Genomic DNA, 14,466 nt, shown 5'->3' on the forward strand with positions numbered 1-14,466 from the left:
CGCCCCCCCGGTCTCAATGTTCGACACTGCCAACGACATCTGACTGAGCACTACGGCGCACACCCAAGGTCATGCTCACGTTCTCGGGCGTGCGCTGTGGTCCTTCCCGGTTCTGAAACCGAGCCGGGTAGGCCACCTGCACTCGAAGCAATTGCGGGCCTTGACGCACAAAACGCGCAGGCAGCAGAGCTTGTATCAAGCAGTCAGGAATGATGTCGTGCTGGCAGAGTCGGATGAAACCATTTCGGTCGAGGGCAACCAGTACTTCCCGACTGAGTCGCTAAACTCTGCGTACTTCTCCCGCGAAGAAATCTCCCGCCAATAGATCCCTCTCGCTTGCGACGCAGAAGATCCCGGTATCTTGATTCCAACGTTGCATCGACCGCGTTGTAGTTCGCATTTGGTGTTCACGTCGTAGGTGAGCACTCGGCCGTCTGCGGCTTTAATGAACTCGATGCCGCAGACTTCCGACCCGAAGCGGCGCGCGGACTTCAGGTACTTCTCAATAATCGAGTGGTCGCAGTCTTTGAGCAGGCTGAACAGTTGCTGACCGGCTACAGGTGCGATGGTGGCGCCGGGAGGCACGATCAGCTCGCACGTGATCGGGTCGATGGCGCAGGTTCAGTTCCGGGCGAGCGCTTCTACCCGGGCTTCGACGGCACTTGCGAGTCCCGTCGGGGCCCCGGAGAACGGCGACGGCACCGACTCATAGGTCTGCATCTTGCGGACCGTTTCGGCCTGAAGCTTCTGCAGATATATGGTGCCCGCCACTATCGAATGGCACATATATCCACGCTCGACAGGAAGATTACCTCGTGGCGCCGTCCTGACCTACGCCGACATCTCCGTGCCGGGTCAGCATCGCACGTAGTGGAAACACACACAGCATAAACGAGGACGAGCGGCCCGGTTATGGCTGGGCCTGCTCCCCTGCGTGGCTGGACACTTCGGCGATCCGCTTGATCGCGGCGAGGGTTTTCGGGATGCCATCGAGGGCCTGCTGGGTGCGGTCGGTGATCTGAGCGTGCGCCTCTTCGCCGAACTTCTCCTCGAACATGGCGATCCCGTCCGGCAAGAACTCCCAGGACTCGGTGAGCATCGTCCCGGTCTCCGCGGCGGCGAAGCTGAAGCCCCAGCGCACGAAGCTGCCGCCCACCACCCAGGCGAACTCGCGACCATGCTCTGCCGCCACCACCTCGGACCGGGTCTGCCAGGTCCGGTGTGGGAGCTCGTTGTGCCCGGTGAACCAGGCACCGACCCGACCGGCCTCGGCCTCGTCGTCCCACCAGCACGACGTGCAGACCGGGCTCCACTCGCCGGTACGGGTGATGTCGGAGAGCAGATCGTAGAGAAACGCGGCCGACGCCTCGACGATGATGGACTCCTGGTGACTGAGGATGCGTGTCTCACTCATGCTTTTACTCTAGCGAACGGTGTCATTTCTTCTGCCGCCGACTGCCGCCATGCCAGTCCTCCTGCTTTCCGACCGTGTCCGCGTCGACTCCGAACGCGGCCAGCTGTGGCTGCTCGCGCAGGCTGCGTTTGAGCTCGGCAAATCCCGGGAAGCGGGCCAGTCCGACCACGTGGTCCCACAACTCGACCGCTGAGTCCTCGTGGGGCAGCCGGCTGATCACCGGCCCGAAGAAGGCCACACCGGCTGGCGGCTCGAAGTGGATGATGGGCGTGCCCACGTCTTTTCCCGTCAGTGAGAGCGCCTCGTCTGTCTCCTGCTGGATCTCCAGGTCCCATGATTCGTCATCGAGAGCTTCCGCCAGCTCGAGCGGCAGGCCCGCCTCGGCGAGGATCGGCTCCACGAACTCACGCGTCCCGCGGAGCTCACGCACCTCGCCCTCGGTCCGATGGTCGTCCGGACCGGGGGCAGTGTCGAAGATGTGGGCCCCGAAGGCGGCGTACAGCGGCGCTATCGCCTCGCGGCCGTGATCCGATCGCGTCCGGGCGGCTACCCGCAGGAGCCGGAGCCCGGCGGTGTGACCGGCCTCGTACTCGGGAGGGAAGTGCGCGTCGTAGTCGACCTGGGCATTGATCAGGCGCAACGAGATGAACCGCCAGTCCACGGTGTAGTCGCGCTGCTTTTGCACCTGCCGCACCCACTTGCTGGTCATCCAGGCGAAGGGGCAGACCGGGTCGAAGTAGAAATTGATGTCAGCGTCCATGCGTCCACCCTAGGTCAGGGCCGCAAGCACGGCCGAGATCGATCTGCCGAGGGGCCTCGACGAGCGCCTCGGAGCGACGTATCGCTCAGAATCGCATTCGTTACCCTGATCGGCAGAACCTCAACCAATGTCACAGAGCGTTCCGCCCCGAACGGGGCGGCGCGGCCGGACGATTCACCACAGTAGTGTCCAAACAGCCACACAAACACACGCTGGGGAAACATAAGTGGAGCCATGACAGTCCGGTGGGTCCGCCTCTTACTCTGGGCTATCGCCCTGGGTGCATGGTCCGCGCTCATTGTCGTCGGGCTTCTCCTGTTCGGCACGGGCCTCGACAAAACATTCATATTTGAGCCAACCGGGGAGGCTCTTGAACGCGATCGTGTTGGGAAGATTCTCATCTTCCTTGGTTCGGTCGCCCTCTTCCTGGCTGCGGTCTGGGCTCGACTGATGCATACCCCCATCTGGGCATGCGCACTCGTTGCGACCCCGGCAATCCTCGTCGGCGGCCTCACCCTGTTTTTTGGAAATTCCCTGCTCCCGCACCTCAGCGCTCTGGTGGCTTTCCCAATTGCCCTCGCCGGCCTAATTTGCGGTTTTGTCCTCGCCCGGCCACTGCTGCGCCTTGGCCCAACAGGCCCTAGCGGGTCGGTTCAAGGTTAGGAAGCGGACAGAGCTGCCGCCCGCCGGCGGCGATTACCCATGACTATTCATCTCAACACGGCAGCATTGATCACAGCCAGGAGGAAAAACCCCAAGTAATACAGCGCTGCGTTCACGGACAGCGCTCCGATGGCAAATTCTCCCGGCCCCTACCCGTGCGAAGAGCCCAGTGCACCGACGACATAGTACGCAGTAGACAGCGGCAACGTCAGCACGACCATCAACAAAATCAGCGCTTCGGATGCTCCGGTCCCCGCACCCAGCCCCGAGGCATGCATCACGGACACCGTCGCCGCGAGCCCGGCGACTGCCGCCAAGTAAGCGCTCATCGATGCCACGGCCCACGAGGACAGGCGGCCGTTCCCTGTCGGTGTTACGCGACCGCTCGTCATATCCGAAAGCTACAGGCCGTGCCCCACTTCGAGCAAGGACCCATGTCGCAGGTACGGCCGCTCAAGGAACAATAAAGGTTTTTTCCGAATGACCCTCGTCATGAGGGGACGCTGTCGGCCGCAGCGACATCGTTGATCAGCATGGAACATGTGTACACCGTCGAGGGTTCGAACGACAGGGGGGCGGAACCCTCGGTGGGACGCCGGGTCAGTCGATCACTGCCGCGACGGCTTCGATTTCAACGAGCTGATCCGGGTAGCCGAGGACTGTGACTCCCAGAAGTGCGCTCGGTACGTCATGCGTGCCGAAGGCCGCACGGACGACTGCCCAAGCCTCGACGAGGTCGCTCCGGTTGGAGGATGCGACGAGAACTCGTGTGCTCAGGACGTCCTCGAGTTGAGCTCCTGCTGCTTTTAAAGCAAGAACAAGGTTCTCCATCGCCTTGCCGGCCTGCGCTGAATAGTCTCCGACTGCCGCAGTGCTGCCATCCAGGTTGAGCGGGCAGGCGCCGGCCAGGAAGATGAGGCGCGCCTCAGCAGGAGCTGTTGCCGCGTAGGCATACTGTGCCACGTCGGAAAGCTCAGCTGAGTGGATCAGGACAACGTTGTGGGACATGCCCTCACTGTATTGGAGGGTGGGGCTCGCGACTGGCTCACGAACGCCCGCCCGCCGCACCCGCTTCGAGACATTCCTGTTGACCATGAGCGGGTAGTTTTCGTGGCTGCAGCGGGGCGTTTCTGTTGCCCGCCCACGGTCAGGGCGGTTGGCTCCTCGCACCGGCGAACGAGGATGAGCGCGGACAAGCAGAACTGGGGTATCGGCTGCTGCCGGACTTCTGGCGCCAAGGATTGGCTTCCGAAGGTGCCGCCGCACTGTTCGCTTACGGATTCAAAAACCTGGGGCTGACGCAAATCTTCGCCGAAACCATGACTGTCAACGCAGGATCTCGAGCGGTCATGAGTCGCACCGGCCTGACTTGTCTAGGCACTCGCGGCGAGGGGAATAGTGGCCCTATTACCGGCTCCGACCAAGGCATGGTCGACTACGCCATCACGAACGACCGATGGGCTGCCTTCGTCGAATATCCGGCGCTCAGGTGGTGCGGCGTTCGGTAATTCGCATGACGCTCCGGAACCGTCAGCAGGTTGTCGTTTTCAACGATTTTTGTGCACCGTCCCTTGGGCGCGTGAGGCAGACTCCCCAAGGGGAGCGGCATACGCACACTCGCCATTGCGGTTGCCTTCAGCGGGGGGCGCGTTTTATCGACGCCGATTGCAATTGATCCGCGACGGGCGCGGCTTTGGATTTTCTGAGTAGCGGCACAGTTGCGGCCATCAGGAGGATGAGGGCCACTGCTGCGCCGATGATGAATCCAAGACGGGGCTCCATGGCATCCACGGCGAACCCCACCATCACGGCGGCAACGGCGGCGCCAGCGTTGACTGCCGTGTTGATCCAGCTAGATGCCTCGGTGCGCACCTCTGCAGCGGTGAGGTCGTCCGCGAGTAAGTAGCCGGTCACGAGCGACGGGGCCAGGAAGAAGCCCACCGCAGCGAGTCCGAAGCCGAGGACCACGACAAGCTCAATTGTCGTAAGAAGTGCGCACAGCGCGGTCATGACTGTGACCGAGATGAGTAGTCGTTTTACGAGCGAGCTCCTCCAGGTTCGCTGGCCGTAGAGCAGGCCTCCGACTGCGCTTCCGGCTGCGAAAGAGGCGAGAAGGATGCCGGCCAGGCCGACCGATCCCTGTCTGTCGGCGATTGCGGGTGCGACCACTTCCACGGTGCCGAGAACGACTCCCACGCCGAGTAGCGCGATCAACACTGCGACGAACCCGCTCTGTCGTAACGGCCGTGAACTCTTCCCGGGGGATGCGGTGACGGCAACGTGCTGTCGCGACAGTGAGCTGCTTGTCATGCCGAGGGTTCCGGCCAGCGCCACCGTGGCAGTAGCGAGCAGTCCGACCGTCGGCGATGCCGCACTGAGAATGGCCGCCGCGATCAATGGCCCCGTCGTGAACAGTAATTCCTCACAGACCGCATCGATGCTGTACGCCTTCGTCCGCAGCGCTCCCGGCGAGGTCAGCGAACCCCAAACCACACGCATCGAGGCGCCGAGCGGTGGCGGGAACAACCCGACAATGGCAGCCAGTGCAACGAGCGCCCCGGACGAAGGGTCGGGCTGGGCTGTCAGCGCAGCAATGCCGCCGAGACCGGCAGCGAAGGCGATGGCTAGCGAGTTGAGTGCGAACCGCTGTCCGCGCCGGTCGACGAACCGTGCGCGGTACGGGGAAGCGATCACGTTCGCGAGCCCGAAAGCCCCCGTGGCCGCGCCGGCGACCGCGAAGGAATCCGTGCTTCGCTGCACCGCGAAGAGCAGCACTAGGGTCACCATGGCGAACGAGAGTCGCCCGAGGAGCGCGGGAACAAAGACCCTCAGCGCGCCGGTCGTGCGCAGGACCTCGAGGTAGCCGCTACTCATGTTCGCGGGTGGTGTCGTGGTTCACGACCTCGAACAATGCGAGGGTGGCACTCATCCGGATGCCTTCTGGCGTGGCGGAGGGCACAGCCTCATCGTGGATAAGTTTCCCGATCTCGCGTGACATGTCGCGGATACGCTCCCATGCCTCACGGGAGACGGTGACCTCCGCCTCGGTGAACGTGAATTCGGATTCTGACTGGTAACGCGCGCTGCGGGCCATCAGCTCTGCGGCGAGGGAACTCATCAGAGCCTGATGTTCGTCGACGCGGCCCGAACCGAGCGCTTCGCCGCTCGCGGGGTCATGTCGGTAGCGCTTGGCGGTCCCGCCACGAATATTCATCTCCTCGACCAGCTGCACGAGTCCCGCCTGAGCCAACCGACGCAGGTGGTAGCTCACGTTCGCTTGGCTTTCACCCAAGACACGCGCCGCCTCCGTAGCGCTGAGAGCCTCGGCAGTCAGAAGCGAAAGCAAACGCAGACGCAAGGGGTGAGCTATGGCCCGGAGGCCATCGAGATCGAAGGGATTGGTGGCATCCGGCATGCCCAAACGATATGCCACACAACACCTAACCTCCAAATAAATCTTTTGTGGTCATCTGTCCAAAGCGAATGCCCACACAACTCACGGCACCGTCCGAGCTGAAGTGCCCGAAAACCTGACGATGACCGGGCACACGTGTGAATCGAACACGAAGCGCCGTGCCCGGATGGGACCCCCTGCGGAAGGGTGGCGCGGGCGGGATCCGTCAGCGGCTGACAGTCGCGTTCTTGGAGACGGCCCGTCTGGCGTCTTACGACCGTCGACTACCTCCCCCGCAAGAAGGCTTAGTTGTCGCTGATCGACAGCGGCCCAGGTGGTTAGATCGTTTATCGCTGGGTCGTTCCCACCGACGAAGTTTCCATCGTCGATGGTGGCAGCCCCGGGTGGATGCGTACCGACTGGATAAAGTCTGAGTTGTAGATCTGCGCGCGCGGGTCGTTTGGGGTGGCGGCTGGAATGTCCAGCAGCTACACCCCAATCCCGGACGGTGCCGGTGCTGCCGGCGGGGCGAAACCGTCAATCGTGGGCAAGGCTCAGCAGGGTATCGAGCAGCACGTTCGCGCCGTTCTCCACGTCGATCCATGCAGTGTTCTCCTCCGGACAGTGGCTGCGTCCATCGATGCTCGGGACGAAGATCATGCCCGTCGGCGCCAGCTGGGCCATGTTCTGCGAGTCATGGCCGGCCCCGGACGGCAGCGAGCTGTACAACAACCCACGCGCGGCGGCCGCGGCCGCGATGGTCGCCTGAATGCTGGCGTCGAGCCGAACCGGCGGGATCGTGACCTCAAAATCAAACTCCACTGCTACCCCGTAGCGCAGGGCAATCTCCCGGGCCACATCCAGGATGGTCGTCTGCAGGGCGTCCACCAGATCCGTCTCCGCTTCCCGAAAATCCACCGTAACCCGGGCCAGCCCAGGGATCACGTTGGCGCTTCCCGGCTCGACCGTCACAATTCCCGAGGTGACGACGGCACGCTCGCTAACGCTTGAAGCCACTTCGGGCAATGCCACGAGCAGCGCGCCGGCGGCAGTGAGGGCGTCGCGGCGCTGGTCCATCGGGGTGGTCCCGGCATGGTCGGCCCGGCCCCGAAACGACACCACGCCACCGCCGAGCGCCACGATGCCGGTGACCACGCCGATGTCGTGCCCGAGCTGCTCGAGCGTCGGTCCCTGCTCGATGTGCAGCTCCACCGTGGCGTGCAGCGTGGCGGGGTCCTGCTTTGTCGCCGTGGCCGCGTCGAGGTCTCCGCCGGCGGCTGCGAATGTGTCGGCGAACCGGTCACCGTCCCGACCGGTGAGTGACTCCAGTTCGGTGCGGGAAAATCCTCGCGCGAGTGCGCTCGACCCGAACAGGTGGGCGTAGTTGCCCTCCTCGTCTGTGAACATGACCGCCCGCACTGGTCGGTCCAGGGCTGGGCGTTCCTCTTGGATGCGGCGCAGGCATTCCAGCGCGGCGAGCACGCCGAGCGCCCCGTCGAAGGCACCCCCGTTTGGCACGGTGTCGATGTGCGACCCGGACCACACGGCGGGCTGGGCCGCAGTCCGGGCATCGTAGTCGGGCGATACGACGATGTTGCCGATGCCGTCCGCTTCCGCGCTGAGACCGGCCTCGGCGCAGCGCCCAAGCAGCCATGCGCGGGCCTCGCCGTCCGCTGCCGAGAAGGAAGTGCGATCCAGGCCACCGCCCGGCCCGCGGCCGATGCGGCCGAGGGCCTTGAGGTCAGCGACCAGCCGGGGTCCGTTCACCGAGAGTCGGGCTGTTGAGGTGTTCATGCAGCGCCGCCCGGCGTGCCGACCCGCGACAGGATGGCGGTGAGGGCTGCGGTGAGCCCGGCTGCCAAGGCCGGCTCGGAGTCGGGGGCGAAATGCGGGGAGTGGTTGCCGGCGACGGATTTGGTTGCGTCGATGGTCTGCTGGGAATAGCCGCCGAACATCCAATACACCGAGGGCACGCCGATGGCATCGGCGAGCAGTCCGAAGTCCTCACTGCCCATCACCGGCGGCACCTCAATGACGCAGTTCGTTCCGAGGGCGCCGCCGAGCTCAGCGATCAGCTGTTGGGTCGCCGCCGGGTCGTTGTAGCAGCGGGGAAATGTGGAGAGCACCTCGATCATCGGATCGGGGGCTCCGGATGCCTGTGCTTCGGCCGCGATGATGCGGCGCAGCGAGTCCAGTACGCGGGTGCGCACCTCGACGTCAAAGGTGCGCACGTTGACGGTGAACTCGGCAGTGGCGGGGATGATGTTTTCCTTGAGTCCGCCGTGGAAGGTGCCGACCGTGACCACGGCGGCCTTCATCGGGTGCACCTCACGCGACACGACGGTCTGCAGACGCACAACCATGTGAGCACCGAGCACGATCGGGTCGATCGACTGGTCGGGCTGGGAGCCGTGGGCCTGACGGCCGTGCACGGTCACCTTCCAGGAATCGGCCATGGCCATCGCCACGCCGCTGCTGATGTCGACGGTGCCGGCAAGGCCTGGCCATACGTGCTGGCCGTAGACGATCTCGGGGCGGGGGGCGCGGTCCCACAGTCCATCGGCGAGCATGGCTACCGCTCCCGCCCCGGTCTCTTCCCCTGGTTGGAAGATGAACACCACGGTGCCTGCCCAAGCGGTCGGGTGGGTGACGAGATGCTCGGCCAGTGTCAGTGCGACTGTCATGTGAGTGTCGTGGCCACATCCGTGCATCATAGGCACGTCGGTGCCGTCGGCTAGGGTTCCGCGGGCAGTGCTCGCGTAGTCGAGTCCGGTCTCTTCCTGGATCGGCAGACCGTCGGTGTCGGCGCGGTAGGCGACCGTGGGACCGGCGCCGTTGCGCAGGATACCGACGACGCCGGTCCCGCCGCAGCGGAAGGTCTCAAGCCCGAGGTCGTCAAGGCGCCGGGTGAGGAACGCACAGGTCTCGGTCTCCTGCATTGACAGTTCCGGATGCGCGTGCAGGTGCCGGTACAGCTCCTGCATCGTGCGGGTCGTGGTGTCATCAGTCGGAAGTAGGGTCACGGTCATGAGATCTCTTTCGTGGAGTCGGAACGGGGCTTGCGGCGCAGGAACCAGGCCAGCACGGCGGTGGTGACGACGGTAATTCCAGTGGCGAGGTTTGCGATGGCGGGGATGGCGGGCACGAGCACGAAGAAGACGAACCCGGCTGTGCCGATGGCGATAAGCGTCACTCGAGGTTGTTTCAAGGACACCACGAGCTGCACGATGACCCCGCCGATGATGCTGGGGAAGATGTACAGGCGCGCGACGTCGGTGACGTCTGCTGGCACGATGGTGACGAGCCAGGAGCCGAGCAGGCCGACGAACACCAGCATGAAGAACACGTGCACCATCGCGGCGCCGCAAATGGCCATCAGGGCTGAGAATTCGCCGCGCTTGGTGCCAGCCTTGGCGCCGATGGCCGCCTGGGCGACCAGTGCAGAGGGAAGCAGCTTGTTGGCGATGTTACCGATCATGAACGCTTGGTACATCGCCGCCGGACCAAGGATCGGGTAGTAGGTGATCGGTTCGACCACCCACAGCACCGAGAACACCGCGGCAACGGCCAGAAAGGCGATCCAGACCTGTGTCTGCGTGATGCCAAGGTCGGCGAACAGCACCAGGTAGAGCGGCGCGGCGAGCGACATGACCAGTGCGGCGATCATGGTGAGCCGACCCCAACGGCTCGTCGTGCGGTCGAAGGTCGCCAAATCGGCGGACGGCGTGGAGATCACTGTTGTGGAGGACATGCTGGCCTTTCTGGAGGTTGGGTCAGGCGCCCGGCATGAGGCCGGTGGTGTGGAGGCTGTATGCGACGATGAGGCCGATCACGATGGAGCAGCCAAGCCCCCATTCGCGCAGCCAGGCCACGTTGAAACGGTGGGCAACAAACAGGCACATCCCCATCACCGCGGCCGAGGTGAGAACGGTCAGGATGTGCACGGGAGTCTTGCCGAGCTCTCCGATACCGAGGCTCGCGAACGCTCCGAGGAGCGCAGCAGCGGGAATGATGGCCATCAGGGCGGGGTTCACGCTGCGCAGCCGAGAGTCGCCGCGTCTGAGCAGCGGGGTCAGCACCAGGGTGGCGATCATCCACATGGCGCCGGAGAGGCTCATCGCCATAAATGCGACGGCGAACACGCTCTGGGTGTAGCTCGCGTCGCCAAGGGCGGCTCCCATGGTGGTGGCGGCAATACTGGCCGAGGCAGTCTCGGTGGCAGCCGACCCGACCAGACCGACGCGCACCAGCACAGCCGGGGTTCCGAACAGGCTGAGCAGGGCCACGCTGACGAGCACTACCGCGAGGGAGGGGCCAATCGCGGCCACGGCGCCGGCGCGGAAAGAGGTTTTCAGTTCGGCCGAGCTGATGCCGGCCGCCGGCGCGGCGATCCGGGCCGCACGTATGTACACGACCGTTTGCAGGATGATGGCGGCGAACACGCCGACAGCCAAGATCCACAGGATTGGCAGGTTGGCGATGGCCAGGATGTCGGTTGAGCCAGGGTCACCGGGTCGGGACGTAATCATAAATGCTCCAGTGCTGGAATGCGGGTGGGGCAGTGCGTGATGATAGGTTCGGCGCTAAGGAAATCCTTGTATTTTCAAGGAACGGCAGATGAGCAAGGGCGGATTGTGCGGCTACTGGATCCCTTGGAGCGGCGGATCGCGGCCGCGCTGCAGTTCGACGGGCGTAGCTCTTGGAGCCAAATCGCCGACGTGCTCGGCGAACCGGAGCGCACTGTCGCCCGCCGGGGCAGTGAACTGATCGAAGCTCGACTGGTACAGGTGGCCGGACTCCGCCCGCAATCCACCTCGGTGATCATCCGCGTGCAGACCGCGCCGGGCACCACTCGCGCGACCGCGAACGCACTGGCGCAGCGTCGGGATTCGACCTTCTCGTACACGATGACCGGCGGCGTGGACTGTGTCGTCGAAGTGCTGACCGAGGCCGAGCTGATGCCGGCGTTGCTCACGGACGAGATCCCCGGCACGGTCGGCTTGGTGCGCGCAGTCAGCTACCCCGTGATGCGCTACTTCCGCACGATCCGCGGCTGGCAGCCTGACTTGCTGACGGAGGTCGAAGCGGATGCCCTGCGGGCCGGAGTAACGACGGACACGTGGAGTCTGCAGGAGCCGCAGCGGCTGAGCCGGGTCGACAACGAGATCGTGGACGCGCTTTGCCAAGACGGGCGGGTGTCCTGCGAACGGTTGGCCCGCCTGACTGGGGTGTCCAACGCCACGGCCCGCCGCCGCACGGAATGGCTGCTGCAGAACAACCATGTTTACATTCGGGCGGTCGTTGAACCGGCGAGTGTCGGCCTTCCCGTCGAAGCGTTTTTGTGGATCCGCAGCGCCCCGAAGAACGTCGAGGCGGTCGGCCGAGAGCTCGCGGCCTCGCCGCTGGTGAGGTACGCAGCCGCGGTCGCCGGCGACTACCAGATCGTAGCGAATGTCACCGCGAAGGACCAAGCCGCCCTCTATGCCTGCGTGACGTCCGCGCCCTGGGTTGCTCACACCAAATCGATTGACGTCAGTCTGCTGCTCGAGGCTTTCAAACGAGGCGGACGAGTGCTGCAGCCCGCGCGAATCTGAACGCCTGCGACGCATCTCAGCTACCTGTGTCCCGCAGATCGGGAGCCTGCCACGCATAACGGGTGGCCTGTTCGAAGCAGTAGCCCACCCGCAGCAGCTCGACGTCCTGCCCGTGGTCCATAACCAGCTGCAATCCGACCGGCAGACCGGACTCGCTGAAGCCCGCTGGCACGCAAAGCGCGGGAAGCCCGGTCGCAGAAACGACGCAGGCGGAGCGCATCCACTCGAGATAGTTCTCAAACGGCACGCCGTCGATCTCGGTCGGAAACCGCAGGGCGGCATCGAAGGGAAGCAACTGAGCAGCCGGGCTCGCGAAAACGTCGTAGCGGTCGAAGAAGATGCGGGTCTTCTGCGCTAACCGGGTGCGGGCCAGCGCGGCCGAGACGACGTCGGCTCCGTTCAGAGCAAGGCCGCGCTGCACATTCCAGCGCACCTCTGGTTTGATTTTGTCGCCGTGCCGGGCCACAAGATCGCCGTAGGACAAGGCAAAGTCGAACGCGCGCACTGTGCTGAACACCTCGTCGGCGTCACGCAGATCAGGAGCCGCCTGCTCCACCGTCGCGCCGAGGTCTTCGAACACCTGCAACTGCTGATGCAGCACGCGCAGCACCTCTCTCTGCACCGGAATGCCCAGACCGAAATCGTCGGACCAGCCTATGACGAGCCCTGTGAGATCGCGCTGCAGCGGCTCAAGAAACCGGCGTGCCGGCACCGGGTTGGGGTACGGTGTGACGGCGTCTGGTCCGGCCAGCACCGACATGGCCAGGGCGATGTCGGTCACCTCCCGGGCCAGCGGACCGCTGCGAGAAAGCCAGCTCCAGGCGTTGCGGCTCGGCTGCACGGGGATCACGCCGAGCGACGGCCGGAATCCCACCACATTGCAGAAAGAGGCGGGAATGCGCAGAGATCCGCCCATGTCACTGCCGTCGCTAATGGACTGGATGCGTGCGGCCAGAGCGGCGGCGGCCCCTCCGCTACTGCCGCCCGCGCTGAGAGAGGGACCATACGGGTTGGTGGTCGTTCCGAAGACCTCGTTGAAGGTGTGTGACCCGGCTGCGAACTCCGGCACGTTGGATTTACCGGTGGTGACGACACCGGCGGCCTTGAACCGTTCAATAATCAGATCGTCGTGGTCGGGCACGTGGTCGGCGAATAGGGGCGATCCGAAGGTTGTGCGCAGGCCGGCGGTCACGTGAGTGTCCTTATGCGTCATCGGCACGCCGTGCAGGGGAGGCAGATCGTCGCCGCTCAGGGTGCGTGCGTCAGCGGCCACCGCGAGGCGGCGGGCCGCTTCACGGTCTTGGGTGACGATAGCGTTGATGCGAGGGTTAACCCGGTCGATCTGGGTGAGATGCGCGTCGAGGGCTTCGTTGGCCGAGACCTCGCGTCGGCGAATGGCCAGAGCAAGCGCGGATGCTGACAGCTCGGTGATCTGGTCGCTCACGATTCATCTCCTGCTTGGGCGGTAGACCGGATGTCCCCGGTGGGTAGAAGTCTTGTGGCCGGCAGGCTCGACGGTGAGCGGAGACCCTCGAAAACGTCTGTTTGAGTGGTTGTAGCCACGATTTTGGCCGATTTCGTCATGGAGGGGTGGCCTGTGAAAAAGTAAAATGTGCGACGGCGCGGCGCGAGCGGATCGTCCAGGGCGTGGGCGTTTCTGATCCAGCCGTCTAGTTCCTGTTCTACGTAGGCCACGACGAGAGCTTCTTTGTTGGCGGGTACGCCTATGACGGCACCGGAAACCTCACTGCCACCCCCACGGCGACGTATGCGTATAACGGGTTCCAGCAGATGACCACCGCCACCACCGGCGGCATAACATCGTCGTATAACTTTCGGGGCCGACCAGAAAGCGGTCCTCACCGAAAGCACCGCACCCCATCCGCCGGAAGCCCCATCCCACCACATCAACCAAGGGAGATCCCATGTCCTCACCCCGCCGCGCCCTGATCGTCATCGACGCCCAACAGGAATATTTCGAAGGACTGCTGCCGATCCAATACCCCGCACGCGATGAGTCACTCACTCGTATTGCCGAGGCGATGGACGTTGCTGAGCAGGCCGGCATTCCGGTCGTCGTTGGGCAACATCAATCTCCCGCGGGGTTCCCGGTCTTCGCGCCGGAGTCGTCGACCTTCGAATTGCGCCCCGAGATCGCGAAGCGCGCCGACAACGCGGCCCATCGCTTCACGAAGTCATTCGCCAGTATCTTCGCGGGCACTGGCCTCGAGGAATGGTTACGCGAGCGCGGGATCGACACAATCACCATCGTGGGCTACATGACGAACAACTGCGTTATCGGTTCCGCCGCCGCTGCCGAACCCCTCGGATTCACCGTTGAGGTGCTGTCGGATGCAACCGGAGCCATCGACATTGTGAACTCCGCCGGTTCTGCGCCGGCAAAGCGAGTGCACGAGACGATCATGGCCGTCCTGAACTCCAACTGGGCTGCGGTCGCCACGACCAGCGCCTGGACCGAAGCCGTAACATCCGAGATCGCTGTCGCAGGAGACAACCTCATCGAGTCAGCTGCCCGGGGGCGGGACGCCAGGTGATTCAACGAACAGCAGGAATCGGTACGCAACGTCGTACCGGTTCCTGCGCTTTTATGCTTTTTGAAGGCATGAAAGTGAGTGATCAG

At 64.3% G+C, this 14,466-nt stretch carries 17 protein-coding genes; 3 read left to right on the plus strand and 14 right to left on the minus strand.

From position 1 onward, the window contains the following. Positions 1-195 precede the first annotated feature (195 nt). From E3N85_RS00640 to E3N85_RS00665, 7 genes are all read right to left on the minus strand, one after another. The gene (locus tag E3N85_RS00640; RefSeq protein WP_134458385.1) at positions 196-585 is read right to left on the minus strand and encodes a hypothetical protein; all 390 of its coding nucleotides are present in this window, start codon (positions 583-585) and stop codon (positions 196-198) included. Positions 586-621: 36 nt separating this feature from the next. Then, on the minus strand, positions 622-771 hold the full coding sequence (locus E3N85_RS16580; protein ID WP_206751232.1) for a hypothetical protein: 150 nt from the start codon (positions 769-771) through the stop codon (positions 622-624). Positions 772-910: 139 nt separating this feature from the next. Then, positions 911-1,414 (minus strand): SRPBCC family protein, encoded by a 504-nt coding sequence (locus E3N85_RS00645; RefSeq protein ID WP_134458387.1) that lies wholly within the window; start codon positions 1,412-1,414, stop codon positions 911-913. Positions 1,415-1,436: 22 nt separating this feature from the next. Further along, on the minus strand, positions 1,437-2,174 hold the full coding sequence (locus E3N85_RS00650; RefSeq protein ID WP_134458389.1) for a hypothetical protein: 738 nt from the start codon (positions 2,172-2,174) through the stop codon (positions 1,437-1,439). A gap of 258 nt (positions 2,175-2,432) precedes the next feature. Further along, positions 2,433-2,630, minus strand: coding sequence for a hypothetical protein (locus E3N85_RS00655; RefSeq protein WP_134458391.1), 198 nt, complete (start codon positions 2,628-2,630; stop codon positions 2,433-2,435). A gap of 356 nt (positions 2,631-2,986) precedes the next feature. Further along, positions 2,987-3,229 carry a hypothetical protein gene (locus tag E3N85_RS00660; RefSeq protein ID WP_134458393.1) on the minus strand — a complete coding sequence of 81 codons (243 nt, stop codon included), beginning with the start codon at positions 3,227-3,229 and terminating at the stop codon, positions 2,987-2,989. Between the two features lie 208 nt (positions 3,230-3,437). Then, positions 3,438-3,845, minus strand: coding sequence for a RidA family protein (locus E3N85_RS00665; RefSeq protein WP_134458395.1), 408 nt, complete (start codon positions 3,843-3,845; stop codon positions 3,438-3,440). A gap of 125 nt (positions 3,846-3,970) precedes the next feature. Here E3N85_RS00665 and E3N85_RS00670 point away from each other — a divergent pair, with 125 nt between their 5' ends. Then, on the plus strand, positions 3,971-4,345 hold the full coding sequence (locus E3N85_RS00670) for a GNAT family N-acetyltransferase (protein WP_166783815.1): 375 nt from the start codon (positions 3,971-3,973) through the stop codon (positions 4,343-4,345). Positions 4,346-4,472: 127 nt separating this feature from the next. On the opposite strand, the gene E3N85_RS00675 is transcribed toward E3N85_RS00670, so the two are convergent. From E3N85_RS00675 to E3N85_RS00700, 6 genes are all read right to left on the minus strand, one after another. Then, positions 4,473-5,711, minus strand: coding sequence for an MFS transporter (locus E3N85_RS00675; protein ID WP_134458399.1), 1,239 nt, complete (start codon positions 5,709-5,711; stop codon positions 4,473-4,475). Beyond that, entirely contained in the window at positions 5,704-6,252 is a 549-nt protein-coding gene (locus E3N85_RS00680) for a helix-turn-helix domain-containing protein (protein WP_134458401.1), read from the minus strand. Before E3N85_RS00680 ends, E3N85_RS00675 begins: the two co-directional genes overlap by 8 nt. A gap of 516 nt (positions 6,253-6,768) precedes the next feature. Continuing rightward, a complete protein-coding gene (locus E3N85_RS00685) occupies positions 6,769-8,025 on the minus strand; it encodes a Zn-dependent hydrolase (protein ID WP_134458403.1) in 1,257 nt (418 codons plus the stop codon). Next, on the minus strand, positions 8,022-9,260 hold the full coding sequence (locus E3N85_RS00690; RefSeq protein WP_134458405.1) for an amidohydrolase: 1,239 nt from the start codon (positions 9,258-9,260) through the stop codon (positions 8,022-8,024). The genes E3N85_RS00685 and E3N85_RS00690 overlap by 4 nt, the downstream gene beginning before the upstream one ends. Then, the gene (locus tag E3N85_RS00695; RefSeq protein ID WP_134458407.1) at positions 9,257-9,982 is read right to left on the minus strand and encodes a hypothetical protein; all 726 of its coding nucleotides are present in this window, start codon (positions 9,980-9,982) and stop codon (positions 9,257-9,259) included. The genes E3N85_RS00690 and E3N85_RS00695 overlap by 4 nt, the downstream gene beginning before the upstream one ends. A gap of 22 nt (positions 9,983-10,004) precedes the next feature. Then, positions 10,005-10,760 carry a DUF5058 family protein gene (locus tag E3N85_RS00700; RefSeq protein WP_134458409.1) on the minus strand — a complete coding sequence of 252 codons (756 nt, stop codon included), beginning with the start codon at positions 10,758-10,760 and terminating at the stop codon, positions 10,005-10,007. An 18-nt stretch (positions 10,761-10,778) separates the two neighbouring features. Between E3N85_RS00700 and E3N85_RS00705 the strand changes: the two genes are divergently transcribed. Continuing rightward, the gene (locus tag E3N85_RS00705) at positions 10,779-11,825 is read left to right on the plus strand and encodes an Lrp/AsnC family transcriptional regulator (protein WP_370288929.1); all 1,047 of its coding nucleotides are present in this window, start codon (positions 10,779-10,781) and stop codon (positions 11,823-11,825) included. 16 nt (positions 11,826-11,841) lie between these two features. On the opposite strand, the gene E3N85_RS00710 is transcribed toward E3N85_RS00705, so the two are convergent. Further along, complete coding sequence (locus tag E3N85_RS00710; protein ID WP_134458413.1) at positions 11,842-13,269, minus strand: amidase; 1,428 nt, start codon at positions 13,267-13,269, stop codon at positions 11,842-11,844. Between the two features lie 481 nt (positions 13,270-13,750). Here E3N85_RS00710 and E3N85_RS00715 point away from each other — a divergent pair, with 481 nt between their 5' ends. After that, on the plus strand, positions 13,751-14,380 hold the full coding sequence (locus E3N85_RS00715; protein ID WP_134458415.1) for a cysteine hydrolase family protein: 630 nt from the start codon (positions 13,751-13,753) through the stop codon (positions 14,378-14,380). The last annotated feature ends 86 nt before the right edge of the window (positions 14,381-14,466 follow it).

The sequence above is a fragment of the Cryobacterium sp. Hz9 genome, from assembly GCF_004402825.1.
Lineage (GTDB): Bacteria > Actinomycetota > Actinomycetes > Actinomycetales > Microbacteriaceae > Cryobacterium > Cryobacterium gelidum.